The 24,945-nt window shown below is 72.4% G+C and carries 23 protein-coding genes and 1 riboswitch; of the genes, 14 read left to right on the forward strand and 9 right to left on the reverse strand.

All coding sequences use genetic code 11. The features are described 5' to 3' along the window. The first annotated feature begins 160 nt into the window (after positions 1–160). On the forward strand, positions 161–724 hold the full coding sequence (locus ACIBO1_RS17530) for a GNAT family N-acetyltransferase (RefSeq protein WP_396747447.1): 564 nt from the start codon (positions 161–163) through the stop codon (positions 722–724). A gap of 402 nt (positions 725–1,126) precedes the next feature. Then, positions 1,127–1,384: an excalibur calcium-binding domain-containing protein gene (locus ACIBO1_RS17535; protein WP_396747450.1), complete on the forward strand. Its 258-nt coding sequence runs from the start codon at positions 1,127–1,129 to the stop codon at positions 1,382–1,384. Between the two features lie 223 nt (positions 1,385–1,607). Here the strand turns inward: ACIBO1_RS17535 and ACIBO1_RS17540 are convergent, their stop codons facing one another. Beyond that, positions 1,608–2,012: an MmcQ/YjbR family DNA-binding protein gene (locus ACIBO1_RS17540; RefSeq protein WP_396747453.1), complete on the reverse strand. Its 405-nt coding sequence runs from the start codon at positions 2,010–2,012 to the stop codon at positions 1,608–1,610. 161 nt (positions 2,013–2,173) lie between these two features. Between ACIBO1_RS17540 and ACIBO1_RS17545 the strand changes: the two genes are divergently transcribed. After that, positions 2,174–2,434 (forward strand): hypothetical protein, encoded by a 261-nt coding sequence (locus ACIBO1_RS17545; protein WP_117228080.1) that lies wholly within the window; start codon positions 2,174–2,176, stop codon positions 2,432–2,434. 138 nt (positions 2,435–2,572) lie between these two features. Here ACIBO1_RS17545 and ACIBO1_RS17550 read toward each other — a convergent pair whose 3' ends face one another. Next, positions 2,573–4,009 carry a glycine hydroxymethyltransferase gene (locus ACIBO1_RS17550; protein WP_396747456.1) on the reverse strand — a complete coding sequence of 479 codons (1,437 nt, stop codon included), beginning with the start codon at positions 4,007–4,009 and terminating at the stop codon, positions 2,573–2,575. A gap of 18 nt (positions 4,010–4,027) precedes the next feature. Further along, positions 4,028–4,117, reverse strand: a riboswitch (ZMP/ZTP riboswitch). 107 nt (positions 4,118–4,224) lie between these two features. Between ACIBO1_RS17550 and ACIBO1_RS17555 the strand changes: the two genes are divergently transcribed. After that, positions 4,225–5,196, forward strand: a complete 972-nt coding sequence (locus tag ACIBO1_RS17555) for a DNA polymerase domain-containing protein (RefSeq protein ID WP_396747459.1) — start codon at positions 4,225–4,227, stop codon at positions 5,194–5,196. 7 nt (positions 5,197–5,203) lie between these two features. Here ACIBO1_RS17555 and ACIBO1_RS17560 read toward each other — a convergent pair whose 3' ends face one another. Beyond that, the gene (locus ACIBO1_RS17560) at positions 5,204–5,686 is read right to left on the reverse strand and encodes an Lrp/AsnC family transcriptional regulator (RefSeq protein ID WP_396747800.1); all 483 of its coding nucleotides are present in this window, start codon (positions 5,684–5,686) and stop codon (positions 5,204–5,206) included. Between the two features lie 128 nt (positions 5,687–5,814). Between ACIBO1_RS17560 and pdhA the strand changes: the two genes are divergently transcribed. The 5 genes from pdhA (at position 5,815) to ACIBO1_RS17585 (ending at position 12,251) form a co-directional block, all read left to right on the forward strand. Beyond that, positions 5,815–6,978, forward strand: coding sequence for a pyruvate dehydrogenase (acetyl-transferring) E1 component subunit alpha (gene pdhA / locus ACIBO1_RS17565; RefSeq protein ID WP_396747462.1), 1,164 nt, complete (start codon positions 5,815–5,817; stop codon positions 6,976–6,978). Further along, the gene (locus ACIBO1_RS17570; protein ID WP_350697262.1) at positions 6,978–7,991 is read left to right on the forward strand and encodes an alpha-ketoacid dehydrogenase subunit beta; all 1,014 of its coding nucleotides are present in this window, start codon (positions 6,978–6,980) and stop codon (positions 7,989–7,991) included. The genes pdhA and ACIBO1_RS17570 overlap by 1 nt, the downstream gene beginning before the upstream one ends. Before the next feature lie 76 nt (positions 7,992–8,067). Beyond that, entirely contained in the window at positions 8,068–9,720 is a 1,653-nt protein-coding gene (locus tag ACIBO1_RS17575; RefSeq protein WP_396747465.1) for a dihydrolipoamide acetyltransferase family protein, read from the forward strand. A 739-nt stretch (positions 9,721–10,459) separates the two neighbouring features. Beyond that, entirely contained in the window at positions 10,460–11,719 is a 1,260-nt protein-coding gene (locus ACIBO1_RS17580) for an Ig-like domain-containing protein (protein ID WP_396747468.1), read from the forward strand. Between the two features lie 181 nt (positions 11,720–11,900). Further along, positions 11,901–12,251 carry an STAS domain-containing protein gene (locus tag ACIBO1_RS17585; protein ID WP_396747471.1) on the forward strand — a complete coding sequence of 117 codons (351 nt, stop codon included), beginning with the start codon at positions 11,901–11,903 and terminating at the stop codon, positions 12,249–12,251. A gap of 102 nt (positions 12,252–12,353) precedes the next feature. On the opposite strand, the gene ACIBO1_RS17590 is transcribed toward ACIBO1_RS17585, so the two are convergent. The 3 genes from ACIBO1_RS17590 to ACIBO1_RS17600 form a co-directional block, all read right to left on the reverse strand. Next, on the reverse strand, positions 12,354–12,734 hold the full coding sequence (locus ACIBO1_RS17590; RefSeq protein WP_176094397.1) for an FKBP-type peptidyl-prolyl cis-trans isomerase: 381 nt from the start codon (positions 12,732–12,734) through the stop codon (positions 12,354–12,356). A gap of 164 nt (positions 12,735–12,898) precedes the next feature. Next, positions 12,899–13,459 carry a hypothetical protein gene (locus ACIBO1_RS17595; RefSeq protein ID WP_396747474.1) on the reverse strand — a complete coding sequence of 187 codons (561 nt, stop codon included), beginning with the start codon at positions 13,457–13,459 and terminating at the stop codon, positions 12,899–12,901. 255 nt (positions 13,460–13,714) lie between these two features. Next, positions 13,715–14,440, reverse strand: coding sequence for a helical backbone metal receptor (locus tag ACIBO1_RS17600; RefSeq protein ID WP_396747477.1), 726 nt, complete (start codon positions 14,438–14,440; stop codon positions 13,715–13,717). 78 nt (positions 14,441–14,518) lie between these two features. On the opposite strand from ACIBO1_RS17600, the gene ACIBO1_RS17605 reads away from it, so the two are divergent. Together ACIBO1_RS17605 and ACIBO1_RS17610 are read left to right on the forward strand one after the other, a co-directional pair. Beyond that, on the forward strand, positions 14,519–15,427 hold the full coding sequence (locus ACIBO1_RS17605; RefSeq protein ID WP_396747479.1) for a hypothetical protein: 909 nt from the start codon (positions 14,519–14,521) through the stop codon (positions 15,425–15,427). 267 nt (positions 15,428–15,694) lie between these two features. After that, entirely contained in the window at positions 15,695–16,972 is a 1,278-nt protein-coding gene (locus ACIBO1_RS17610) for a hypothetical protein (RefSeq protein ID WP_396747482.1), read from the forward strand. A gap of 72 nt (positions 16,973–17,044) precedes the next feature. Here ACIBO1_RS17610 and ACIBO1_RS17615 read toward each other — a convergent pair whose 3' ends face one another. Then, a complete protein-coding gene (locus tag ACIBO1_RS17615; protein ID WP_396695038.1) occupies positions 17,045–17,389 on the reverse strand; it encodes an Lsr2 family protein in 345 nt (114 codons plus the stop codon). 266 nt (positions 17,390–17,655) lie between these two features. On the opposite strand from ACIBO1_RS17615, the gene lon reads away from it, so the two are divergent. Next, complete coding sequence (lon, locus tag ACIBO1_RS17620; RefSeq protein ID WP_396747485.1) at positions 17,656–19,992, forward strand: endopeptidase La; 2,337 nt, start codon at positions 17,656–17,658, stop codon at positions 19,990–19,992. A gap of 266 nt (positions 19,993–20,258) precedes the next feature. Here the strand turns inward: lon and ACIBO1_RS17625 are convergent, their stop codons facing one another. Then, complete coding sequence (locus ACIBO1_RS17625) at positions 20,259–21,956, reverse strand: DEAD/DEAH box helicase (RefSeq protein ID WP_396747488.1); 1,698 nt, start codon at positions 21,954–21,956, stop codon at positions 20,259–20,261. A gap of 105 nt (positions 21,957–22,061) precedes the next feature. Beyond that, positions 22,062–22,949 carry a hypothetical protein gene (locus tag ACIBO1_RS17630; protein WP_396747491.1) on the reverse strand — a complete coding sequence of 296 codons (888 nt, stop codon included), beginning with the start codon at positions 22,947–22,949 and terminating at the stop codon, positions 22,062–22,064. A gap of 133 nt (positions 22,950–23,082) precedes the next feature. Here ACIBO1_RS17630 and ACIBO1_RS17635 point away from each other — a divergent pair, with 133 nt between their 5' ends. Both ACIBO1_RS17635 and ACIBO1_RS17640 read left to right on the forward strand, forming a co-directional pair. Next, complete coding sequence (locus tag ACIBO1_RS17635) at positions 23,083–24,246, forward strand: sensor histidine kinase (protein ID WP_396747493.1); 1,164 nt, start codon at positions 23,083–23,085, stop codon at positions 24,244–24,246. Next, positions 24,243–24,848: a DNA-binding response regulator gene (locus ACIBO1_RS17640; RefSeq protein ID WP_396747496.1), complete on the forward strand. Its 606-nt coding sequence runs from the start codon at positions 24,243–24,245 to the stop codon at positions 24,846–24,848. The genes ACIBO1_RS17635 and ACIBO1_RS17640 overlap by 4 nt, the downstream gene beginning before the upstream one ends. Positions 24,849–24,945: the final 97 nt, after the last annotated feature.

Below are 24,945 nucleotides of genomic sequence, written 5' to 3' on the forward strand. Positions count from 1 at the left end.
CCGGCGGGGGGGCCGGGGGGGCGCCCCGCGGCGGGGGCGGCCCCCGGCGCACGGCGCCCCGCCCGCCCCCCCCCCCGGGGGGGGGGGGGGGCCCCCCCCCCCCGGCCCCCCCCGCCGATCGGTCAGCGGGGTGCGTCCCGGACGACTAGAGTCCGACCTCGTGCATGCTCCCGAGGTCGGCGTCGCGAGTCCGGAAGACCGGACGCCGGTGGTCGACGCCCTGGTGGCCACGTTCGTCAACGATCCCGTCGTGCGCTTCTTCTTCCCCGACGACGAGAGCTACACACGGTCGGCTGCCGTCCTCTTCGGTCACCTCTTCGACAAGCAGGTGGTCAAAGGCACCGTCTGGACCGTCGAGCGGGGTGCCGCGACCGCCATCTGGGAGCCGCCGGTCGCCGGTACGGCCGTCCTCGACGACGGACGTCGCCCGGCCCTGCCCGACGACGCGCTGCGCCGGGTGCACGCCTACGACCAGGCGCTGCGTGCCGTCCTGCCCCGCCATCCGCACTGGTACCTGGGCATACTCGGCACCCACCCGGCCCACGCCGGTCGTCGCCTGGGGCGGGCCGCGATGAGCGCGGGGCTGCGTCGGGCCGCCGACGACGGCCTGCCGGCCGTGCTGGAGACCGGCAACTCGGTCAACGTCGAGATCTACCGGCGTGCCGGCTGGGAGTTGGTCGACACGCTGACCGACCCGATCCCAGTCTGGGTGATGCGACGGTAACCCGCTCCGCCCGCTCCGCCCGTGCCACGCCCGCTCCACCCGCGGCCCGCAGCAGGCCCATGCTCCCGCCTCCACCGCAAGATCACGCTCGATGCAGGATCGAGTGGTCATCGTCGCGTTCGGATACCACTCGATCCGGGATCGAGCGGGATCTTCGGTAAGCGGGGGCTTCTCCGGCGGCCGGTGGGACATCTGTGCCGGTGACCAGCTCGGTGTCATCCGAGCTGTCAGACCTCGGGTGGCGTTGTGTCGAAGGTGCTGCCTGGATGGTGATGGAAGTGCCGCCGTAAGCCCTGCCGGACGAGTCGGGTGGAGGGCGCTGTGTCGATGCACGTGGCGGTAGCGTGCCTTGTCCACCCACTATCCGATATGGAGGACGGATTGGTTTCCAGACTGGTCCGGATGGCACTCGTCGTCACCTTGGCGCTGGCCGGGGGCACAGTGGCCGTGGTGTCGCCCGCGCAGGCTGCCCCGACGAAGTTCAAGAACTGCACCGCGCTGAACAAGAAGTACCGGCATGGCGTCGGCAAGAAGGGCGCTCGGGACAAGGTTCGCGGCAGGACGAAGCCGGTCACGAACTTCACGGTTTCGACGGCGATCTACAAGGCGAACACCAAACTCGACCGGGACAAGGACGGCGTTGCCTGCGAGAAGCGATAGCGGCTGGACGGGGCCCGGGACGCTACCAACCCGCCATCCGTGATGCCGGCCTGCCGCCTTGCCGATCATGGAGTTGTGGCCTTCGCGAAAGCCGTGAATCGTGGCATTTCGCTGACCACGACTCCATGATCGGCGGGACAGACGGGGTGCAGCCGAGCGGTCATCGGTTAGGCGGCCGAAGAGCGTTGGCGGTCGGGGCAGGCGCGGTGTGGTGGGTGCGGCGTCAGGCTTCGGGCGGTGCCGTCGCGGCCCGGTGGGCGGCGGCGAGCCGCTTCGGCGCGCGGGCGAACCACGCCTCCGTGATGATCTCGGTCAGTTCGGCCTCGTCGATCCGGTCCAACTGCACCAGCACCGCCGGGTAGCCGTCGAGGTGTGGCGTGGTCAAATAGACGGCGGGGTCGTCGGCGAGCAACGCCTCCTTGACGCCGAGGTCGGCGACGCGTACGCCGAGGATCGGGCCGTCCGGCGCGGCCGCTCCGAGCGTGTCGAGGTCGGTGCGGCGCAGCGGGCGCTCCCACACGAAGGACTTGTCCCGTACGGTCCAGGCGGGCAGCCCGTCGTAGGAGGGGCGCTCGCCGGTCTCCGGCAGGCTCAACGCGATCCGGCGGACGTCATCCCAACTGGCCACCGCCCGACCATACGCCTCGGCCGAGGCCGGCAGGGGGCGCGCACGGGTCCCGCACGGCGTGTCGGACACCGCGCCACGCGCACCCCGACGGCGACACACCGCGTTCGCCGGAAAGCGAACGGTGACCTTCGCCGTATCGTGCTCCTGCGTGGACGGTCATAATGGGCGGCATGGTTGCCTGGGAGTACGCCCTGCTGGTTCGCCGTTACCAGGGACAGGGCCGCAATTTCCATGTGTCGTTCGTCTGGTACGGCCCGGACGGATCCCGTAAGGACATCACCGCGTACGGCGACACCGCCGTGGCGCACCTCAACCGGTACGGCCGGGAAGGCTGGGAACTGGTCACCGCCGCCGAGGACGTCAACAACGTCCAGGGCAGCACCGAGGTGCACCGATACCACCTCAAGCGTCCGCTGAACTGAGTCCACCCCACCGTCGGTCGACCGCCGCCCGGGAACGCGTTGACGACGCGCCCCGGGCGTCGTCGCGCTTGTCGCGAGATGTCGAGTCGTGTGCGTCGGGCGCGCCGAGCCGGACACCGGCCCGGCGCGCGTCCGTCGTCAGCCCAGGTCGACGTTCGGGTACAGCGGGAACCCGGCGAGCAGCTCACCGGCCTGCCGACTGACCTTGTCCGCGAGCGCGGGGTCCAGCACGTACTTGGCCTTGGAGGCGGTGCCGTCCGGGTTGGCACCGGCGCTGGTCTGGCTGAGCACCGTGTGGATCAGCTCGGCGGTGCCGTCCATCTCGGCCGTGCCCAGCCCCCGGGTGGTCAGCGCGGGCGTGCCGATCCGGATGCCGGAGGTGTACCAGGCGCCGTTGGCGTCCTGCGGCACCGCGTTGCGGTTGGTCACGATGCCCGAGTCCAGCAGCGCCTGCTCGGCCTGCCGACCGGTCAGCCCGTAGCCGGTGACGTCGATGAGCACCAGGTGATTGTCGGTGCCGCCGGTGACCAGCGTGGCGCCCCGTCGCAGTAGCCCGTCGGCCAGCGCCTGGGCGTTGTCGACGATCCGCTGGGCGTAGTCGGCGAAGTCGGGGCGACGTGCCTCGGCCAGCGCGACCGCCTTGGCCGCCATCACGTGCGGCAGCGGGCCGCCGAGCACCATCGGGCAGCCCCGGTCCACCTGGTCGGCCAGCTCGGGGCCGCAGAGCACCATGCCGCCGCGCGGGCCGCGCAGCGACTTGTGCGTGGTGGTGGTGACGATGTGCGCGTGCGGCACCGGGTTGAAGTCGCCGGTGAAGACCTTGCCGGCGACCAGACCGGCGAAGTGGGCCATGTCCACCATGAAGGTGGCGCCGACCGAGTCGGCGATCTCCCGCATGATCCGGAAGTTCACCTTGCGCGGGTACGCCGAGTAGCCGGCGACCAGCACCAGCGGCCGGAACTCGCGGGCCGCCTCGGCGACCCGGTCGTAGTCGATCAGCCCGGTGGCCGGGTCGGTGCCGTAGCTGCGCTGGTCGAACATCTTGCCGGAGATGTTCGGCCGGAAGCCGTGGGTGAGGTGACCGCCCGCGTCCAGCGACATGCCGAGCATCCGCTGGTCGCCCAGCTCCCGGCGGAGCGCGAACCAGTCCTGCTCGGTGAGGTCGTTGACGTGCCGGGCCTGCGCCCGCTTGAGCGCGGGGGACTCCACCCGGTCGGCCAGGATGGCCCAGAACGCCACCAGGTTCGCGTCGATGCCCGAGTGCGGCTGCACGTACGCGTGCGTCGCGCCGAACAGCTCCCGGGCGTGCTCGGCGGCGAGCGCCTCGACCGTGTCGACGTTCTGGCAGCCGGCGTAGAACCGACGCCCGACCGTGCCCTCGGCGTACTTGTCGCTGAACCAGTTGCCCATCGCCAGCAGGGTGGCCGGCGAGGCGTAGTTCTCGCTGGCGATCAGCTTGAGCGACTCGCGCTGGTCGGCCAGCTCCGCGCCGATGGCGTCGGCCACCCGGGGCTCGACGGCGCGGATGACCTCCAGCGCGCTGCGGAAGGCGGCGGATTCGGCGTTCGGCGGCATGCGACCTCCTGGTGACGTACGGAAGGCCCAGGCGCTCGGCGTGCGTCCTCATGACGGGGCCGCTTCCCGATGGTGCTCCATCTCGACGCGCCAGTCACGGCCCCCGCCGATCCTAGCGGGTCGGCTACCCGGCCCCACGCACACCGGGTCGGACCGGTCCCGACCGGCCCGCGAGGTCGCCCCCGCGTCGGCCGTACGCGTCGTACGCTCGGCAGATGGCGACCGCGGCCGAGGAGATCCAGGTGGGGCGGCGGGTGGTACGCGTCTCCAGCCCGGACAAGCCGTACTTCCCGGAGCGCGGGCTGACCAAGCTCGACGTGGTGCGTTACTTCCTCGCCGTCGGCGACGGGATCCTACGCGCGCTCAGGGACCGGCCGACCATGCTGGAGCGCTGGCCGCGTGGCGTGTTCGAGGGGGCGACGGTCGCCACCCGGCAGGACAACCGGGGCGACGCCTTCTATCAGAAGCGGGTGCCGGCGGGCGCGCCCGACTGGGTGGGCACCGCGCACATCACGTTCCCCAGCGGGCGCAGCGCCGACGAGGTCGCGCCGGGGGAGTTGGCGGTGGTGATCTGGGCGGTCAACCTGGGCACCCTGCGGTTTCACCCGTGGCCGGTGACCCGGGCCGACGTGGAGCGGCCGGACCAACTCCGGATCGACCTGGACCCGATGCCCGGGGTGGGGTTCGACCAGGTCGTCCCGGTGGCGCACGAGGTGCACGGCTTCCTCGACGAGCTGGGCCTGACCGGCTACCCCAAGACCACCGGCGGTCGCGGCCTGCACGTGTACGTCCCGATCGAACCGCGGTGGAGCTTCGGCGACTGCCGGCGGGCGGTGCTGGCGCTCGGCGGCGAGATGCGGCGGCGTCGGCCGGACCTGGTCACCACCACCTGGTGGCGGGACCAGCGGGACCGGCCGGTCTTCGTCGACTACAACCAGATGGCCCGGGACCACACGATGACCTCGGCGTACTCGATCCGGCCGACGCCTGCGGCGCTGGTCTCCGCCCCGCTCGACTGGGCCGAGCTGGACGACGTACGGCCGGAGGACTTCGACGTGACCACCATGCCGGCCCGGTTCGCCGAGCGGGGCGACCCGCACGGCGGTCTGGACGGGCCACGGTTCTCGCTGGACCCGCTGCTGGAGCTGGCCGACCGGGAGGGGCTGGCCGCGCCGCCGGAGCGCTGAGCGGCGGTCAGGCCCACGGGCTGCGGACGCCGTCGTACTCCTCGAAGACCAGCCAGCTCCGGGTGGACAGCACCCCGGCGATGCGCTGGACCCGGTCCAGCACCACGTCCCGCAGGGTGGCGTTGTCCGGCGCGCGGACCAGGGCGAGTACGTCGTGTTCGCCGCTGAGCAGCGCCACGTGCTCGACGTAGCGCACCCGGGCCAGCTCCGCCGACACCTCCCGCCAGGTGTTCTGCTGGATGGTCAGGGCGATGTACGCCGAGGTGCCCAGCCCGGCCGGCTCCGGCGCGACCCGGGCGGCGAACCCGGTGACCACCCCGTCGCGCAGCAGCCGTTCCATCCGCGCGTACGCGTTGGTGCGCGACACGTGCACCCGCTCGGCGAGCGTCCGGACGGAGATCCGCCCGTCCCGGGTCAGTTCGTCCAGGATCCGCCGGTCCACCTCGTCCAATCCTGGTGCCGTTCGTCCCGTGCCACCCCGCAGGGGCACTGTGTCAGCGGTCTCCTGGCTCACCCGAGCCTCCCATCAGTGCCATACATCCCGCGTTCACCGGCCATCTTGAGTCAATCATCCGACCAAAGGAGCATAGGTCCACCACACGTCCAGGAGGTACCGCCGTGACGACCACCCCTCAGGCGGCCCGCAGGGCAACCCCGCGGAAGCGCCGGTCGGCCACCCCGACCGCGCCCGACCCGGCCGCCGCCCTGCTTCCCCAGGCCGATCCGGTCCGACTGCTGAACCCGGACGGCACCCTGCTGCCGTCCCGGGCCGACTATCCCGAGCCACCCCTGGCGGCCCTGCGCGAGATGTACCGCCGGATGGTCGTCGGCCGCCGGTTCGACGCGCAGGCCACCGCGCTGACCAAGCAGGGCCGCCTCGCGGTCTACCCGTCCTCCCGGGGCCAGGAGGCGTGCCAGGTCGGCGGCGTGCTCGCGCTGCGCGACGACGACTGGGTCTTCCCGACCTACCGCGAGTCGATGGCGCTGACCGCGCGGGGCATCGACCCGGTCGAGGTGCTCACCCTGCTGCGCGGCGACTGGCACTGCGGGTACGACCCGGCCGTGCGGCGCACCGCCCCGCAGTGCACGCCGCTGGCCACCCAGTGCGTGCACGCCGCCGGTCTGGCCTACGGCGAGACGTACCAGGGGCGGGACACGGTCGCGCTGGTCTACATCGGTGACGGCGCGACCAGCGAGGGCGACTTCCACGAGGGGGTCAACTTCGCCGCCGTGTTCAAGGCCCCGGTGGTCTACTTCGTGCAGAACAACAGGTACGCGATCAGCGTGCCGCTGTCCCGGCAGACCGCCGCCCCGTCGCTGGCCTACAAGGGCGTCGGCTACGGCGTGCCCAGCGAGCAGGTCGACGGCAACGACCCGGTGGCCGTGCTCGCCGTGCTGGAGAAGGCGGTCGCGCACGCCCGCGCCGGCAAGGGACCGTTCCTGGTCGAGGCGCACACCTACCGGATGGAACCGCACACCAACGCCGACGACGCGACGCGCTACCGCGACGCCGACGAGGTGGAGGCGTGGCGGGACCGCGACCCGGTGGCCAGACTGGAGGCGTACCTGCGCTCCCGCGAGGTCCTCGACGACCACGCCGTCGCCGCGATCGCCCAGGAGGCCGAGGAGTACGCCGCGCGGCTGCGCGAGCGGATGAACGTCCAGCCCACCGTCGACCCGCTCACCCTCTTCGACCACGTCTACGCGCAGCCCACCCCGCAGCTCGTCGAACAGCGTGACCAGGTCCGCGCCGAGCTCGCCGCGCAGGAGGAGGACGCCTGATGGCCACCATGACCATGGCGAAGGCGCTCAACGCGGCGCTCGCCGACGCGCTGCTCGACGACGAGCGGGTCGTCGTCTTCGGCGAGGACGTCGGGCAACTCGGCGGCGTCTTCCGGATCACCGACGGGCTACAGGCACGCTTCGGCGACAAGCGCTGCTTCGACACCCCGCTGGCCGAGGCCGGCATCGTCGGATTCGCGGTCGGACTGGCCATGTCCGGGCTGCGCCCGGTGGTCGAGATGCAGTTCGACGCGTTCGCGTACCCGGCGTTCGAGCAGATCGCCTCGCACGTGGCGAAGCTGCGCAACCGCACCCGGGGCGCGTTGAGCGTGCCCATGGTGATCCGCGTGCCGTACGCCGGTGGCATCGGCGGCGTGGAACACCACTGCGACTCCTCCGAGGCGTACTACGCGCACACCCCGGGCCTGAAGGTGGTCACCCCGGCGACCGTCGACGACGCGTACTCGCTGCTGCGGGAGGCGATCGACGACCCCGACCCGGTGGTGTTCATGGAGCCGAAGAAGCTCTACTTCACCAGCGCCGAGGCGGACCTGCCCACGCGTACCGCACCCTTCGGCCGGGCGGTGGTCCGTCGGCCCGGCCGGGACGCCACCCTGGTCGCGTACGGGCCGGCGGTGCCGGTCGCGCTGGAGGCCGCCGAGGCCGCCCGCGAGGAGGGCTGGGACCTGGAGGTCGTCGACGTACGCACCATCGTGCCCTTCGACGACGACACGATCGCCGCCTCGGTCCGGCGTACCGGCCGCTGTGTCGTGGTGCAGGAGGCCCAGGGCTTCGCCGGGGTCGGCGCGGAGATCGCCGCCCGGGTCCAGGAACGGTGCTTCCACGCCCTGCACGCGCCGGTGCTGCGGGTCTCCGGGCTGGACATCCCCTACCCCGCGCCGATGCTGGAGCACACCCACCTGCCCTCCGTCGACCGGGTGCTGGACGCGGTGGCCCGCCTCCAGTGGGACGACCAGCCGGACTCCCGCTGGCTCACCGAGGTGCCGGCATGAGCGAGCGGAGTGAGCGAATCATCGGGTGCAGTGCGGTGGAGTCTCGTGGCGGCACGCAGCGGAGCGGAGTGCCGGCATGAGCGAGCAGGTGTTCTTCCTTCCTGACCTCGGTGAAGGGCTCGCCGAGGCGGAGATCGTGCAGTGGCGGGTCGCGGTGGGTGACGTGGTCACGGTGGACCAGACCGTGGTCGAGGTGGAGACCGCCAAGGCGGTCGTGGACGTGCCCTGCCCGTACGCCGGCCGGGTGGTGGCCCTGCACGGCGCCGAGGGTGAGGTGCGTCCGGTGGGCCAGCCGCTGATCACGGTGGCCGACCCGGCCGCCGACGGTGCCGCCGGCCCGACCGAGCCCACCGGGCACGCGGTCTACCGCGAGGAGGAGCGGGCGGGATCCGGCAACGTGCTGATCGGGTACGGCACCGGGCACGGTGCCACGCGCCGTCGTCGGCGTCCCCGCCTCGCCCCGACCGCGCGGGCTGGGGCGGCGGTCACCGGCACGGCGGTGACGAACGGCGCTGCCCCGGCAGCCCCCGTCGCCTCGGCCCCTGTCGCCTCGGCCCCGGTTGTGCCGGTCGCCTCGGCCCCGGTTGTGCCGGTCGCCTCGGTCCCGGCTGTCCCGGTCGCCTCGGTTCCGGCTGTCCCGGTCAACGCGGCTCCGGCAGTTGCTGTCGGCTCGGCCCCGGCCGTCGTCGGTTCGGCTCCTGCTGTTCCTGTCGGCTCGGCCGTCGTCGGTGCGGGTCCGTCCGAGACTCCGGCGTTGGTCATCTCGCCGATCGTGCGGCGGTTGGCCCGTGAGCACGGCGTCGACCTGACCACGCTGCGCGGCACCGGGCCGGGCGGGGTGGTCCGCCGCGCCGACGTCGAGGCGGCGGCCGACGCGATCACGATGGCGCGCTCGACGACGGGCGTGACCACGGCGGATGCGATCACGACGGACCGGTCGGCGGCGGGCGCGCCCGTGACGGGACTCGCCGCGCCGGACCTGGCCGCCGGGACCCCGTCCCCGTCGGCGCACGTGGGACTCGCTCCGGCCGACGCGCGGGACCAGGTGATCCCGTTGACCGGCATCCGCCGGGTGATCGCCGACAAGCTCTCCCGCAGCCGGCGGGAGATCCCGGAGGTGACCATCTGGGTCGACGTGGACGCCACCGGACTGCTGAGCACCCGAGCCGCGATCAACGCCGCCCGACCGGACCAGCCGGTGAGCATCCTGGCGTTGCTCGCCCGGATCTGCCTGTCCGGGCTGCGCCGGTACCCGCAGCTCAACGCCCGGGTGGACACTGAGGGCCAGCGGATCGTCCAGTCCGCCGCCGTGCACCTGGGCATCGCCGCCCAGACCGATCGTGGCCTGCTCGTGCCGGTGCTGCGCGACGCCGACCGGCTCACCACCGCCGAGTTGGCCACCGAGCTGGCGGCGACCACGACCGCGGCGCGCGCCGGTGAGCTGCCGCCGGCCCGCCTCACCGGCGGCACGTTCACGCTGAACAACTACGGAGTGTTCGGTGTCGACGGCTCGACCCCGATCATCAACCACCCGGAGGCGGCGCTGCTCGGGGTGGGCCGCATCGTGGACAAGCCATGGGTGGTGGACGGAGAACTGGCGGTGCGGAAGGTGACGCAGCTCAGCCTCACCTTCGACCACCGGGTGTGCGACGGGGGAGTCGCCGGTGGCTTCCTACGGCACGTCGCCGACTGCGTCGAGCAACCGGCCCTGCTGATCGCCGCCGTCTGAGCCCCGCCCACCCCCACCCCCGCCCACTCCCGCCCACCCGGCCTGCGCCGCCCCGCAGGCGTCGATCATGGAGTTGTGCAGAGGGCATAACGGCGTATAGAGGTCGAATTGCCAGCCACAACTCCATGATCGGCGCAGGCGGGGCCACAACTCCGTGATCGGCGCGGACGGGAACCACAAGTCCATGATCGGCGCGGACGTGGACGTGGACGTGGACAACTCCACCTCCTGCTGGCCGTAAGGTCGCCATGCGGCCGATGCCTGTCCTGTCCGACCGCCCAGGTGTCTCGCAGCTCGCAGTCTCTTGCCGACCACCGACCACACGCCCGAGGGTCGCGCCCGAACACGCGCGGCTGCCCCGGCCGCCACACGAGGGTGCCCTTAAGGCCGCCTCCCAAGATCGCCCCGTTGATCAAGGAGTTTTGGTCTGGATGGGCGGCGGATTCGGACCAAAACTCCTTGATCAACCATGTTCCCGGAAGTGGACGCCGGGCCCATGGGCGGCCGTATGCCCGAGATCGGGCGGACCGTCGTGGACCAACGGGTGTGCGGACATCGGTCGCAGTTCGCCGGCTAACGGTCGGGATAACCCGCCCGGGCATTTCCCGGCATTTTGTGTCGCAGTGGCGCGGAAATGTTCCCGGTGCAATAAGGGCGCGGTTTCGGAGAATTGCTAAGCCGCTGGCGGGTAGCCGGTCAGAATGTGGCGGAGGGCGAGAAATAAACGGGGGGACGCATCATGAACCTGAGGGGGCGATTGGCGCTGCTGACGGTGGCCGTGGCAGCGACGCCGCTGGCGTTGGGCGCGTGCACGGGCGACCGGAAGGTCGTCGGCGAGGGACGGCAGGCGGCTCCGGAGCTCGCCGTGACACCGGCCGAGGGCACGCGGGACGTACCGGTCAGCGGTGAGATCGGCACCACCGTCAAGCACGGGCGGGTCACCGACGTGCGGATCACCGACGACAAGGGCGGGAAGGTCGAGGCCGAGCCGCGCGAGGACGGGACCGGCTGGGTGCCGACCGAGGTGTTGCAGCCCAAGCGGACCTACACCGCCGAGGTCACGGTGACCGGCGAGAAGGGGCAGACCGTCACCCGGAAGACGACCTTCACGACGCAGCCGAAAACGTCCAAACCGGCGATCACCAGTACGCTCTATTTCGCCGGCAATCGGACGTACGGCACCGCCATGCCGGTGACCGTCGCGTTCGACCCGCCCATTCCGAAAGAAGCCAGGGCGGATGTGCAACGTCGTTTGTTCGTGAAGACGGATCCGCCGCAGCCGGGCACCTGGTCCTGGGTGTCCGACGGTAGTCAGGTCTATTACCGGGCGCCCGATTTCTGGCGGCCCGGCACGTCGATCAGCGTGCGTGCCGCGCTGGAGGGCCTGCCGATCGGTAAGGAGAACGTCGGCGACGCCGACCGGCGGGCCACGTCGAAGATCGGCCGACAGGTGGCGTTGGAGATCGACAACGCGACCAAGCAGATGTCGGTGATCCGGGACGGGAAGGTGCTGCGCAAGCTCCCGGTCAGCCTCGGCAAGCCGAGCACCCCGACCTCCAGCGGCAAGATGGTGATCATGGAGAAGCACGACTTCACCACCTTCGACACCACGGGCTCGGCCGACCCGTACGTCGTCGATGTCGAGGACGCGCAGCGGCTGACCTGGGGCGGCGAGTTCATCCACGGCGCGCCCTGGTCGGAGGGGGACCAGGGGTACGCCAACGTGTCGCACGGGTGCACCAACCTCTCGGCGGCCAACGCCGACTGGCTGATGGGCGTCACCCAGGTCGGTGACCTGGTCACCGTCAAGGGCACCGAGGTCGGACTCGGCGAGGGCAACGGCTGGACGGCCTGGAACGTCGGCTGGGACCAGTTCGCCAAGGGCAGCGCGCTGCCCGTACCCGCCGGACTGGCACCGGCGCCGACCACGTCTGCGGACCCGGGCGCGGTGGCCGGCGGCGGCTCGCCGGAGCCGCAGCCCTCGGCCAGCGGCGGCTGACACACCGACGTCGGGCACCGGGTCGTCACCGGCCCGGTGCTCCCGTCGTGGGCGGGCGGAGGGTGGTGCCCGGGATCGTCCCTAGGGTGGATACACCGGGCCTGCGGGTCATGCCCTGGGCTTACCCGGAACCCCCTTTGTGCAGGGTGTGAGTGTCGGTGGTGCGGGATAGGTTCAACTCATGCCAGAGCGCGAGGAGCGGTTCCACACCGAGACCACGGTCTTCGACGACGCGGTGTGCGTCCGCGTGGTCGGTGCCGTCGACATCGCCACCGTCGCGGCGTTCCGCGCGGCCCTCTGGGCGGCGCCGGCCCGGCCGGAGCTGCGGGTGGATCTCTCCGAGGTGCGGGTGCTCTCCGCCGCCGGTGTGCGCACGCTGATCGCGGCCCGACTCTGGGTCCGGGCGCAGGGTGGCCAACTGGTGCTGACGGACCCGCCGCCGGTGGTGGAGCGGGTGCTGCGCGCCACCGGACTGCGTCGGGTCATCCCGGTCGTCGGCTCGTGCTCCGAGCGGGTGCTGGCCGGCGTGTGACGCCGCTACGGCGGGTTCGCCCGCCGGGGCGTGCGGTGGTCGGCGTCCGACGCCGACCGCGCGTCCGGCGCCGGGTACGGGGGCCGGCGCCGGACGCGGCGCTCAGCGGACGCCGAGCAGGTCGACCACGAAGACCAGGGTCTCGTTGGGCTTGATGACGCCACCGGCGCCCTGGCTGCCGTAGCCCAGGTGCGGCGGGATGGTCAGCTTGCGCCGGCCACCGACCCGCATGCCGACCACGCCCTGGTCCCAGCCGGCGATGACCCGGCCACCGCCGAGCGGGAACTCGAAGGCGTCCCCCCGGTTCCAGGAGGCGTCGAACTCGGCGCCGGTGGAGTGCGAGACCCCGACGTAGTGGACGCGGGCGCGCTGGCCGGGCTGGGCCTCGGGGCCGTCGCCCACGGTGATGTCCTCGATCACGAGGTCGGCGGGCGGGGCACCCTCGATCGGACCGATCTCGGGCTTGCTCGCTGCCTGGTTCATGCGGATTCTCCTGTGACGTCGGTTCTGGTCAGCACAATCCTGCCGGATGCTACGCCAGCGGTGCCCGTCGCACGCGCCACGACCTCCCGAGAGGCCCGGCCGTGCACGACGGCGGGCGGCACCCGAAGGGGTGCCGCCCGCCGTGTGGGGAGGGAGGTGACAGGTCAGCGGAGCCAGGCGAAGCGCTTGACGATCGGCAGCCGGGCCCAGGTGCGGCCGAGGCCCCAGGTGTCACCGGCGTTGGTCACCGCGAGTAGCGCGAGCACCCCGACGTAGATCAGGTGGTCGTCCATGAAGGGGTTGTTCGCGGGCAGCAGGGCGGCGGTCCACATCAGCACCAGCAGCAGACCACCGGCGACGGCGGCGACGCGTACCCCGATGCCGAGGATCAGGGCGGTGCCGATCGCGGCCAGACCGATCATGAACAGCCAGTCGGCCCAGACCGCTCCGGCCATGCTCTGGTAGAAGCCCTCGAACGGACCGGTGACGCCGAAGCTGAGGAAGCCCTTGGTGGGGCTGCCGCCGTTGATCCAGGCGTTCTTGCCCTCGGTGGCGAACCCCAGGCCGAACAGCTTGTCCAGGAAGGCCCAGAGGAAGATCCAGCCCAACGCCAGGCGCAGCCCGGCGAGCAGGTAACGGGTGGCTCGCTTCCGGTCGGCCTGCTCCCGAACGGTCTCGGCCCCCGGGGTCTTGGCGGCGGTGTTCCGCTCCATCATCGCGGTCATGATGTCCACGTCCCTTCTCTGCTTCGCACCGCTGTCCCGGTGACACCTCCATTGGACGCCGGTGGGGTCGGAAGCGGTCAGGGCCGACCGGGCCCGGACCGGACGGGACCTTCGACCCCTTCCGGCCCGGGCCGTCGGACCGGGTACGGGACGGGCGCACGCCAGGGCGGTCGGCACGACGCCGGGGCGCTCACGCGCCGGGTGAATCGGGTGCCGTGAGGTTCGGGCACGTGGGTGTTCGGGCGCCGGTGGCGCTCAGCCGACGACGACCGGGTTCGCCAGTTGGTCGGCCAGCACCGACGGGGCCTCGGCCAGCGACGGGCCGTACCAGGTCAGGTGCCGTCCGGAGAGCAGGGCGCACGGTACGCCCGGAAACGCCTCCGGCCCGTCGTCGGCGGTGAAGCGGTACGGCTCGTCCGGCAGCACGACCAGGTCGGGTGCGGTGGCGCGCAGCTCGTCCAGCGTGGGTCGCGGATACCGTTCCGGCTGCCCGGCGTAGAGATTGGCCACGCCCAGCCGGCGGAGCACGTCACCGGCGAAGGTGTCGCTGCCGAGCACCACCCAGGGACGCCGCCAGACCGGCACCACCGCCCGGTGCCGCACCGCAGGCGCCGGCCGGTCGGCCCAGGCCCGTCGCGCCTCCGCCAGCCACTCGGGTTCGGTGGATGCGCCCAGGTCATGCAGCAGGTCGGCGAGTTCAGTCAGGGCGGTGTCCACCGTACGCGGATAGGTGACCCGGACCGGCACTCCGGCGGCGGCCAGCGCGTCGGCGTCCTCGCGCCGGTTCTCCTCCACGTTGAGCAGCACCAGGTCCGGTCGCAACGCGCGGACCCGGTCCAGGTCGGGGTACTTGCTGCCGCCCACCCGGGGTACGTCCAGATCGGCCGGAGCGGTGCACCAGTCGGTGGCCCCGACCAGCAGCCCGGGCAGGGTCACCGCCACCGCCTCGGTCAGCGAGGGCACCAGGGAGACCACCCGCATCCGCCCACCTCCTCGCCTCCGGCGCGGTCGGTCACCGTCGTGGTGGTCACCAGGGGCCCACCGGGGGAGCCGTCCGGCATGATCGTCATCCTAGACTCGGTCGGTCGGCGGCAGGATTGGGTGGATACGACGATGACCGGTGGCGACGCGTGGCTGTCGACGATTCCGGCCGGTGGGCGTACGCCCGTGCTGGCCCGTGCGGGGCAGCGGGTGCACGCCGGCCCGCGCCTGGGTGAGGTGATCCGACGTCGTCCGCCGGGGCTCACCGGCAACCAGTGGAACACCGCCGCCCGCGTGGTGCTCGACCACGTGGTCTGCGCCGACGACACCGGCCTGCCGCAGTTCGCGGTCGAGTTCCGGGAGCCGGCGCCGGACGCCCCCGCCCGTCGGGTGGACCGGATCGTCGAGGCGGTCACCGCCAGCGTCGGCCTGCCGCTGCTGCGGATCGGCTCGGCCACCCTGCGCGCCGTCGACCACGGTCCGGGCATCGTCGGGTACGTGCTCGACGCCCGCCAGTACGCCGACGGTGCCGCCGGGTCGGACGTAGCCGCCGTCGGGTTCCGCGACATCGTCGGCCGGCTGCCCGACGGGCGCACCGGCGCGGTCAACGACCTCGGCGCGCTCGCCCGGGCCGAGGCGGTCGAGGCGTACGTGGCACGGCGACTGGCGGATCCGATCCTGCGCGGGCTGCACGTGCGCTGGGCCGACGGTCCGGTCGAGGGGTGGAGCTGGGTCGAGGTGCGTCCCGGCGAGTTCCTGGTGGAACGGGTCCTCCTGCGGACGTACCGGTTCTTCTGCGGTGTCGATCCGGCACGACTGGCCGAGGACCTCGCCGCACTCGCTGTCGGTGAGCGTCTGCGCACCCTCGATACGGAAACTCCCGACGTGATGGGTCGTGCCGATCTGCTCGACGACATCCGGCGACTCGGGCAGCGCCGCGACGAACTCGTGGACGGTTTCGCCTACGACCATCTGCACCAGGTCTGACCTGCCCCGGAGCAGTACGTCCCGAGTCGCCGAAAAAAAGTCCACCTTCTTTTGAACTCCCGCCACGGCGGGGCCGTACCTCACCGGGAATGGACAGGATCTCCCCAACCCGCGCCGGGCGGCGCGGGAGACGGTGCGGAAAGGGCATCGTCGTCTGTCGACGTGCCACCGGTGCGTTCGAACGGCCTCCGTCGAGCGCGCCACCACGATTCCGTTCGGTCCGTCGAGTCACGCGTCAGGTACCGGATCGAGAAGGAGAGCAATTCGATGCGCAGGTCCACCCGGTCACGCAGACCATCAGGTAACACGCGGACCAAACGACTTCTGGCCGTTGGTGCCACGCTCGCCGTCTTCGGTGGCGTCGTCGCCGTTACCCAGATCTCGTCGGCCGGTGACCGACGGCCGAACAAGCAGCAGACCCGCCCGATCTCGGCCGAGTGTGTGGAGCCCAGCCCGGGTGCGACCGCGCCGACCGCCCGTGGCGCCACCACCACCCGTACGTTCCAGAACGGTCGATGGGTGACCAACCACTGGGGTGACGGGCAGCAGTCCGTGGAGGAGTGCCAGGAGACCCGCAGCGGCAACGGTGGCGCCACCACCGGCGCCTTCGCCGTGGCCTGTCCCGACGTGGTCAGCCGCCTGCCGCAGGTGCCCGACCGGGCCCGCGCCGAGGTGGACCGCAACCTGGCCCTGCTGCAGACCCAGATCACCGAGGCCGACCAGCGTCTGGCCGCCGAGGGCAACAAGGGCCAGGCGTTCATCCGCAACGCGATCCTCGACCCGCTGGCCAGCAAGCGGCGGGCCACGCTCGACCGCATCACGATCTCCATCGACCGCTTCGGCCCCCGGCCGCGCGGTCTCGCCGGCCTGGCCGCCTGCCAGGTGCAGCCGGTGAACAACAACAACGGTGGGAACAACGGCGGCAACAACCCCGGCAACGGTGGGAACAACGGCGGGGGCAACAACAACGGCGGCAACAACGGCGGGGGCAACAACAACGGCCTCGACGTGCTGGCCAACAACTGCAACAACAGCCAGCTCCAGCCGCACGACGGCTTCCAGAACGGCAACCGCTGCATCAGCACCGCCTTCGGCGAGGTCGGCTCGGCGGCGAACAACCCGTCGCTGCTGATCACCGAGTTCCCGCAGCAGATCAACCGCAACGAGGGCTTCTCGCTGCGGGTCAGCACCCGCAACCTGGTCCGGGACCGGTTCCTCCCGGCCGGTCAGGGTGGCTACTACCTGGAGAGCTCGCTGCTCAACGGTGAGGGCCTGACCCGAGGCCACTTCCACACCGCCTGCCGGATGCTGAACAACACCGACGAGGCGCCGGCGGCGGATCCGGTACCGGCCTTCTTCGTGGCCACCGAGGACGGCGGCGGCGGTCGCCAGCCGGACAGCGTGGTCATCCAGATCCCGGGTCTGCCGGACTCCGGCACCGCGCAGTGCGCGGTCTGGGCCGGTGACGGCTCGCACCGTATCCCGATGTCGGAGCGGGCGAACCAGACCCCCGCCTTCGACGCGGTGCGGATCCAGGTCAACTGACCTGAAACGACACGCGGGCCGTCCGGAACGAGGTTCCGGACGGCCCGCGACGTTGTGTGGCGACGCCGCTGTTCAGCGGTTCTTGTACGCCTCGACGACCTCGACCGGGATACGACCCCGCTCGGAAATCTTGTAGCCGTTGCTGACCGCCCATTCCCGGATCGCGCGGTTCTGCTCGCGGTTCATTCCGGGGGCCGCAGCGGTGACCCGACGCGGACCGCGACCGGTGTCGGCGCTGCCGCGTCCAAGCCGTCGGCCCGCATTGATAAACGGATCCAGCGCCTTGCGCAGGACTCCCGCGTTCTCATCGGAGACGTCGATGGTGTAGCTCACGCCATCCAGGCTGAACTCGACCGTCCGATCGGCCTTTCCGCCGTCGAGGTCGTCAGTCAGCACCGTGATTACTTTTCTCGCCATCGTCGATTACTCCCTGTGTCTGGCGGGGTGTGGTCAAAGTTTGACTCATCGCCCGGCAATTGCGCAACAAAAGCCCCTGCTTGCCGGCTCTCGCGTTTTGCGCCGCGCGTAAATCCCGATTACCCGGCGTTCCCGTGTTCGGCACGGATGTGTCGGCGCCACCTGAAGGTCGGGGTGGTTCGTGTGCTGGGTCACACCGTGGAACAACGGTGGCGCGCGTCGACTTGAGTCAGACACGCTCAACTCAATGCGATAGCAGGTGTTCGATGGCAACTCTTCCGGTACTCCCACTGACCGACGCGGTACTGCTGCCCGGCATGGTCATCCCGGTGACCCTCGACCCGACCACCCAGGCCGCCGTCGACGCGGCCCGCGCCACCGGCGACCGCAGGCTGCTAGCCGTGCCCCGCCTCGACGGCGAGTACGGCTCCGTCGGCGCGATCGCCACCATCGAGAAGGTCGGTCGGCTGCCCAGCGGCGAGCCCGCCGCAGTCGTCCGCGGCCTCGCCCGCGCCCGCATCGGCTCCGGGGTACCCGGGCCCGGCGCGGCGCTCTGGGTCGAGGCGACCGAGATCGACGAGCCCGCCCCGGCCGGCAAGGCACGGGAACTGGCCCGCGAGTACCGCGCCCTGGTGACCTCCGTGCTGCAACAGCGCGGCGCATGGCAGGTCATCGACGCGATGGAGCGGATGACCGACCTCTCCGAACTGGCCGACTCGGCCGGCTACGCGCCCTGGCTCACCCTGGCGCAGAAGACCGAACTGCTCGCCGCGCCGGACGTCACCGCCCGGCTGGAACTGCTCGTCGGCTGGGTCAAGGACCACCTCGCCGAGCAGGAGGTCACCGAACAGATCAACTCCGATGTCCGCGAGGGGTTGGAGAAGTCGCAGCGGGAGTTCCTGCTGCGCCAGCAACTCGCCGCGATCCGCAAGGAACTCGGCGAGGACGCCCCGGAGGGCTCCGCCGACTACCGGGCCCGCGTCGAGTCCGCCGACCTGCCCGAGAAGGTACGCGAGGCGGCACTGCGCGAGGTCGGCAAGCTGGAGCGGGCCAGTGACGCCTCCCCGGAGGCGGGCTGGATCCGTACCTGGCTCGACACGGTGCTGGAGATGCCGTGGAGCACGCGTACCGAGGACAACACCGACCTGGCGTCGGCGCGGGCCGTGCTCGACGCCGACCACGCCGGCCTGGCCGACGTCAAGGACCGCATCCTGGAGTACCTGGCGGTGCGCAACCGGCGGGCCGACCGCAACCTCGGTGTGGTCGGCGGTCGCGGCTCCGGTGCGGTGCTGGCCCTGGCGGGCCCGCCCGGCGTCGGCAAGACCAGCCTCGGCGAGTCCGTCGCCCGGGCGCTCGGCCGCAGGTTCGTCCGGGTCTCCCTCGGCGGCGTACGCGACGAGGCCGAGATCCGAGGCCACCGGCGCACCTACGTCGGCGCGCTGCCCGGCCGGATCGTGCGGGCGCTGCGCGAGGCCGGCTCGATGAACCCGGTGGTGCTGCTCGACGAGGTCGACAAGCTCTCCGTCGGGTACGCCGGTGACCCGGCCGCCGCCCTGCTGGAGGTGCTCGACCCGGCCCAGAACCACACCTTCCGGGACCACTACCTGGAGGTCGACCTCGACCTGTCCGACGTGCTGTTCCTCGCCACGGCCAACGTGGTGGAGGCCATCCCCGGCCCGCTGCTGGACCGGATGGAACTGGTCACGCTGGACGGCTACACCGAGGACGAGAAGGTGGCCATCGCCCGGGACCACCTGCTGCCCCGGCAGCGGGAGCGGGCCGGGCTGACCACCGACGAGGTCGACGTCGACGCCCCGGCACTGGCCCGGATCGCGGGGGAGTACACCCGGGAGGCCGGCGTACGGCAACTGGAGCGGGCCCTGGCGAAGGTCATGCGCAAGGTCGCGGTGGCCCTCACCGACGACCCGACCCCGGTCCGCGTCGGCGCCGACGACCTGACCCGCTACCTCGGCCGACCCAAGCACACGCCGGAGTCGGCGGAGCGGACGGCGGTGCCGGGCGTGGCCACCGGGCTGGCGGTCACCGGTGCCGGCGGCGACGTGCTGTTCATCGAGGCGACCAGCATGGACGGTGAGCCGGGACTGACCCTGACCGGTCAACTCGGCGACGTGATGAAGGAGTCGGCGCACATCGCGCTCTCCTACCTGCGCGCCAACGGCCGACGGCTCGGTCTGGACCCGAACGCCCTCGCCGGGCGGCGGATCCACCTGCACGTCCCGGCGGGCGCGGTACCCAAGGACGGCCCCAGCGCCGGCATCACCATGGTCACCGCGCTGGCGTCACTGGCCAGCGGCCGGCCGGTACGCCCCGAGTTCGGGATGACCGGCGAGGTGACGCTCTCCGGCCGGGTGCTGCCCATCGGCGGGGTGAAGCAGAAACTGCTCGCCGCGCACCGGGCCGGTCTGACCGAGGTGATCATCCCGGCCCGTAACGAGCCGGACCTCGACGACCTGCCCACCGAGGTCCGCGAGGCGCTGACCGTGCACACGCTCGCCGACGTCGCCGACGTACTCGCCCTGGCGCTGCGCCCGGCCGAGATCGACCCGGCGTCGCTGGGCGGTGAGGCGCTCACCGCCGCCTGAGCGACGAGCGCATGCACGGCGGCACGTAGGGCGACATGTAGGGCGGCATGTAAGGACGCACGTAAGGACGCATGTAAGGAGGGGGCCCTTGTTAACGCCTGCGGTAGAGCAGGGGTCCCCTACTAACACCAGGCACCGCCGACTGGCGTCATCCCGAGCGGGGTGGCGCCAGTCGCCGCATGTCAGGGCATGCCGGGGTGAGAAGGGCTCCCTGCTATACCGCAGGCGTTAACAAGGGGCCCCTCCTTACACCTCAGCCTTACACCTCAGCGGCGCTCGTCGCGGTCGCGGCGTACGGTGGCCTTGCGGCCCTTGATGGTGCTGCCGCGCAGCCCGGCGATCACCTCGTCGGCCACCCCGTTGGGCACCTCGACCAGGGAGAACCGGTCGGCGATCTCGATCGAGCCGATGTCCCGGCCCCGGATGCCGGTCTCCCCGGTGATCGCCCCGACCAGGTCCTGCGGGCGGACTCCGGCGCGCCGGCCCAGCCCGATGAAGACCTGGGTGGTGCCGCCGGTGCGGGGCCGTGCTGGCCGACGGTCACCCCGAGTGTCCTGGCCGGGCCGAGCGTCCCGGGTCGGACGGACCGCCACCTGCGGAATCTCCTCCTCGGCCTCGTCGGAGCCGGGCAGGGTCGCCTCGTGGGACAGCTTCACCGCGGCGAGCGCCACCTCCATCAGGTCGAACTCGTCGCTGAGCGTCTCCACGATGACCCGGAACGGCTCCAGGTCGTCCTCCAGCAGGCTCTCCCGCAGCGCGGCCTGGGTCAGTTCCAGCCGGCGGGTACGCAGGTCGGCGACGGTGGGGATCTTGTCGATCGTGATGCGCTGGCCGGTGACCCGCTCGATGGTCTTGAGCATCCGGTGTTCCCGGGGCTCGGCCAGGGTGATCGCCACGCCCTCCCGGCCGGCGCGACCGACCCGGCCGATGCGGTGCACGTACGACTCGGGTGCCGACGGCACGTCGTAGTTGACCACGTGGCTGAGCTGTTCGACGTCGAGTCCCCGGGCGGCGACGTCGGTGGCCACCAACAGGTCGGCGGTGCCGGAACGCAGCCGGCCCATCACCCGGTCCCGCTGTTCCTGGCTCATCCCGCCGTGCAGGGCCTCGGCACGGTAGCCGCGCCCGTTCATCGTCTCGGTGAGCCGGTCGACCTCCTCGCGGCTGCGGCAGAAGACGATCGCCGCAGTCGGCGACTCGACGTCCAGCACCCGGCCCAGCGCCGCCGGCTTGTGCGCCCGCGCCACCAGGTACGCGCTCTGGCGTACCCGGGGCGCCGCACCGGCCACCGGCTGCTCGCGGGCGATGAGGATGCGGACCGGGTCGGTGAGGTGTGCCTGGGCCATGCCCTCGATGCGCGACGGCATGGTCGCCGAGAAGAGGACCGTCTGGCGCTGTGCGGGCGCGTGCTCCAGGATCGCCTCGATGTCCTCGGCGAACCCCATGTCCAGCATCTCGTCGGCCTCGTCGAGGACGACCGTGATCAGGTTGCCGAGCCGTAGCGTGCCCCGGGCTATGTGGTCCAGCGCCCGGCCGGGGGTGGCCACCACCACGTCCACACCGAGGTCCAACGCCCGCAGCTGGCGGCCGATCGGCTGCCCGCCGTAGATCGGCAGCACCCGGGCCCCGAGGTCCTTGCCGTACCGGTGGAACGCCTCGGACACCTGCACGGCGAGTTCCCGGGTGGGCACCAGCACCAACGCCAGGGGATCGCCGCCGGGCCGGTCGTCCGGCATCCGTTGCAGCAGGGGCAGCGCGAACGCGGCCGTCTTGCCCGTACCCGTGGCCGCCTGCCCGAGCAGGTCACGGCCGGTCAGCAGGGTCGGGATCGCCTCCCGCTGGATCGGCGTCGGCTCCTCGTAGCCGAGCGCGGAGAGCGCGGCGAGCAGTTCGGGCCGCAGGCCGAGGTCCGTGAAGGCGGGCGGATCCATGGTCGCGTCGGGCGGTACGGGCGTGGAACTCATGGGTCAAGCCTTTCATCACGCCCACCCGGCCGCTGCGGCGACCACCGGCAACACGCGGTCGGGGCCCGCCGCCGGGTGGCGACGGGCCCCGCCGCAGGCCGCCGACTAGGCGGTGACCAGCGCCAGGATGATGGTGATCCCGAGGACCGCGTCGATCACCCCGCACCACTGGGCGTAGGCGCGGGGTACCACCTGGCCGCTCCGGTGATGGATCACGTCCCAGCCCGCGTGGGCCAGCCAGCCGATCGCGACCAGCCACTGCCCGGCCGTGCCGCCGACGATCACGGCGAGCAGCGCCAGGCCCGACCAGCCGGCCAGGCCGACGAGCTGAAGCCGGAGAGCGCCCGGTACGCCCCACTGCCGCCGGACCGTACCGATGATCAGGTAACCGGCCGGCAGGGCCAGCAGCGTGTACGCGGCCAGCGGCGCGGGTGAGCTCCAGGTGTCGGCGGTCATGAGCAGCGCCAGCCCGGCCGGCCAGCGCTGCGCCACCGCCCGTGCCCACGGGTGTCGCGGCGCGGCGCGGTTCGGGCGGTGCACGGCGTACTCGGCCCGGCGCCGCAGCACCGCCGCCACCATCGCCGGCACCATCAGCACGTGCGCGCCCATCAGCAGGGCGTCGCCGTCGAGCCACCCGGCCTGGTACGGCACCAGCAGCACCAGCACGGGCACGTACATGGCCAGGACCATCTCGCCGACGGCCGGACCGGAGTGCCCTCGGAACCACATCCAGACCGCCATGCCGATGCTCATGTCGGTGGCCATCAGCAGCGCCGCGACGCCGGGGGTGGCCGGGGCCAGCCCGAGCAGTCCGCCCAGGGCGGCGCGGGCCGGACCGAGCACGAGCATGCCGGCCACCATGGCCAGCGCCATCTCCAACAGGTGCCGGGCCAGCGGCGTCAGGCGCGAGTGGCGGACCGGCGTCGCCGGTGGCCCGTGGATCGTCGGGGTGGACGGGGTCGGTCCGCCGGGGGTGGCGAGGGCGTCGGTCATGACGTCGATCGTGGCGGCGCGCGGCGGCGGCGACAATCCGCGTTCTGTCTCCGGTCGGCCGGGCACGACGCCCGGTCGGACCGGGCGGAACGGGGGGTACGCCCGTGGGGTAGCGGGTTCTACCCTGACCGGCGTGGTGACGGACGGGACGGTGCCGGGCGGCGAACGGACGCTGCGCCGGGCCCGGACGGCGACGCGGGTCTCGCTCGCCTCCGGCATGGTCGCCACCCTGTTCCTGCCGGCGATCGGCCCGCTGCGGGAGCCGGACCCGTGGCGGGTGACCTCCGGCGTACTCGCCATCGTCGGGTTCACGCTGGTCCTGGCGGCGGCGGTGGGCGCGGCGGTGACCACCGGTGGGTCCGCCCGGCAGCGCCGACGGCTGCGGATCGGGTACGCCGCCGTCGCGGTGCTCGGTGTACCGCTGGCCGCACCGGTCGCCGTCGGCGACTGGCCCACCTGGGCCTGGCTGGGCGCGGCGACGGTCGGCGGGGTGCCGTTGCTGGCGCCGCTGCGGGCGGCCCTTCCGGCCACTGTGCTGGCGATGGTGGTCGCCGGGGCGGTGGCCGGGGTGACCGGCGCGTCGATCGGCCAGGCGCTGCTGGTCGTCGGCACCGCCGGCCCCGGCGTCGCGCTGGTGAACGGCTTCCAGGTGTGGTTCTGGGGCCTGCTGGTGCAGGCGGAGCGGGGACGGGCGGCGCAGGCCCGGCTGGCTGCCGCGCAGGAGAGGTTGCGCTTCGCGGCGGACGTGCACGACCTGCTCGGGCACCACCTGACCGTGATCGCGCTGAAGGCCGAGCTGGCCGCCCGGCTGGCCGACGCCGACCCGTCGCGGGCCGCCCGGGAGGCGGGCGAGGCGCAGCGGCTGGCCGCCACCGCGCTGACCGAACTGCGCCGCACGGTGCACGGCTACCGCCGGGTCGACCTCGGCGAGCAGGTGAGCGCGGTGGCGCAGGTGCTGCGGTCGTCCGGCGTACGGTGCACGGTCGTGCCGCCCGCCGGTGAGCTGCCGCCGGAGGCGGCCACCCAGCTCGCGGCGGTGCTCCGCGAGGCCGGCACCAACGTGCTGCGACACAGCCGGGCCGGCTGGTGCCGGATCGAGATCAGTCAGCGGGAGGACGAGGTGCGGATGACCGTGACGAACGACGGAGCGACCGAAACGGGGACGGGGACGGCGGACCGGCACAGCCACGGCCTGCGTGGGCTGTCCGAGCGACTCGCCGGTGCCGGTGGGCGGCTGCGCGTCGACCGGGCCGACGGCGTGTTCACCGTCGAGGCGACCGTACCGGCCACCGCATGATCCGGGTCCTGCTCGCCGACGACGAGGAACTGATCCGCACCGCCCTGGCCGCCCTGCTGGAGCTGGAGGCGGACCTGACGGTCGTCGCGCAGGCGGCCGACGGGACGGCGGCGGTCAGCGCCGCTCTCGCCCACCGACCCGACGTGGCCGTGGTCGACCTGACCATGCCCCGGCAGGACGGCTTCGGAGTCGCCGCCGAGCTGTCCCGGGTGCTGCCGGACTGCGCGGTGGTCATCCTCACCGGGCAGGGCCGCCCGCCGCACCTGGCCCGCGCGCTGTCCGCGGGAGCGCGCGGTTTCCTGCCCAAGGGCGCGCCGGGCGGGGCGCTCGCCGACGTGATCCGCCGGGTGCACGCCGGTGGCCGGTACGTCGACCCGGCGCTGGCGGCCGACGCGCTGACCATCCCGCCGTGTCCGCTGACCCCGCGCGAGTTGGAGACGCTGCGGCTGGCCGAGGAGGACGCCCCGGTGGCCGTGATCGCCCGCCGGGCTCGGCTCTCCCCGGGCACGGTACGAAACTATCTGGCCCTCGCGGTGCAGAAGCTCGGTGCGGACAGCCGGGCGGAGGCTCGACGGATCGCGCGGGACAACGGCTGGCTGTGACCGTTTCGTCCGCGAGCGGTGACACTGCCGCTGGTCCACGCGGTCTCGCCCGGCCTGGTCCCCTTCGGGGGAGAACGGAGGATTGTTCGTACCCATC

It is taken from the genome of Micromonospora sp. NPDC049903, from assembly GCF_044460945.1.
Lineage (GTDB): Bacteria > Actinomycetota > Actinomycetes > Mycobacteriales > Micromonosporaceae > Micromonospora.

Bases quoted from the DNA above. Each gene is read 5' to 3' on its own strand.
- ACIBO1_RS17600 (WP_396747477.1), bottom strand. From the start codon at position 14,440: ATGCGGGTGGTCTCCCTGGTGCCCTCGCTGACCGAGGCGGTGGCGGTG.
- ACIBO1_RS17575 (WP_396747465.1), top strand. From the start codon at position 8,068: ATGAGCGAGCAGGTGTTCTTCCTTCCTGACCTCGGTGAAGGGCTCGCC.
- ACIBO1_RS17590 (WP_176094397.1), bottom strand. From the start codon at position 12,734: ATGAACCAGGCAGCGAGCAAGCCCGAGATCGGTCCGATCGAGGGTGCC.
- ACIBO1_RS17625 (WP_396747488.1), bottom strand. From the start codon at position 21,956: ATGAGTTCCACGCCCGTACCGCCCGACGCGACCATGGATCCGCCCGCC.
- ACIBO1_RS17550 (WP_396747456.1), bottom strand. From the start codon at position 4,009: ATGCCGCCGAACGCCGAATCCGCCGCCTTCCGCAGCGCGCTGGAGGTC.
- ACIBO1_RS17555 (WP_396747459.1), top strand. From the start codon at position 4,225: ATGGCGACCGCGGCCGAGGAGATCCAGGTGGGGCGGCGGGTGGTACGC.
- ACIBO1_RS17640 (WP_396747496.1), top strand. From the start codon at position 24,243: ATGATCCGGGTCCTGCTCGCCGACGACGAGGAACTGATCCGCACCGCC.
- ACIBO1_RS17580 (WP_396747468.1), top strand. From the start codon at position 10,460: ATGAACCTGAGGGGGCGATTGGCGCTGCTGACGGTGGCCGTGGCAGCG.
- lon (WP_396747485.1), top strand. From the start codon at position 17,656: ATGGCAACTCTTCCGGTACTCCCACTGACCGACGCGGTACTGCTGCCC.
- ACIBO1_RS17610 (WP_396747482.1), top strand. From the start codon at position 15,695: ATGCGCAGGTCCACCCGGTCACGCAGACCATCAGGTAACACGCGGACC.
- ACIBO1_RS17605 (WP_396747479.1), top strand. From the start codon at position 14,519: ATGATCGTCATCCTAGACTCGGTCGGTCGGCGGCAGGATTGGGTGGAT.
- ACIBO1_RS17595 (WP_396747474.1), bottom strand. From the start codon at position 13,459: ATGACCGCGATGATGGAGCGGAACACCGCCGCCAAGACCCCGGGGGCC.
- ACIBO1_RS17615 (WP_396695038.1), bottom strand. From the start codon at position 17,389: ATGGCGAGAAAAGTAATCACGGTGCTGACTGACGACCTCGACGGCGGA.
- ACIBO1_RS17585 (WP_396747471.1), top strand. From the start codon at position 11,901: ATGCCAGAGCGCGAGGAGCGGTTCCACACCGAGACCACGGTCTTCGAC.
- ACIBO1_RS17570 (WP_350697262.1), top strand. From the start codon at position 6,978: ATGGCCACCATGACCATGGCGAAGGCGCTCAACGCGGCGCTCGCCGAC.
- ACIBO1_RS17630 (WP_396747491.1), bottom strand. From the start codon at position 22,949: ATGACCGACGCCCTCGCCACCCCCGGCGGACCGACCCCGTCCACCCCG.
- ACIBO1_RS17535 (WP_396747450.1), top strand. From the start codon at position 1,127: ATGGCACTCGTCGTCACCTTGGCGCTGGCCGGGGGCACAGTGGCCGTG.
- ACIBO1_RS17545 (WP_117228080.1), top strand. From the start codon at position 2,174: ATGGGCGGCATGGTTGCCTGGGAGTACGCCCTGCTGGTTCGCCGTTAC.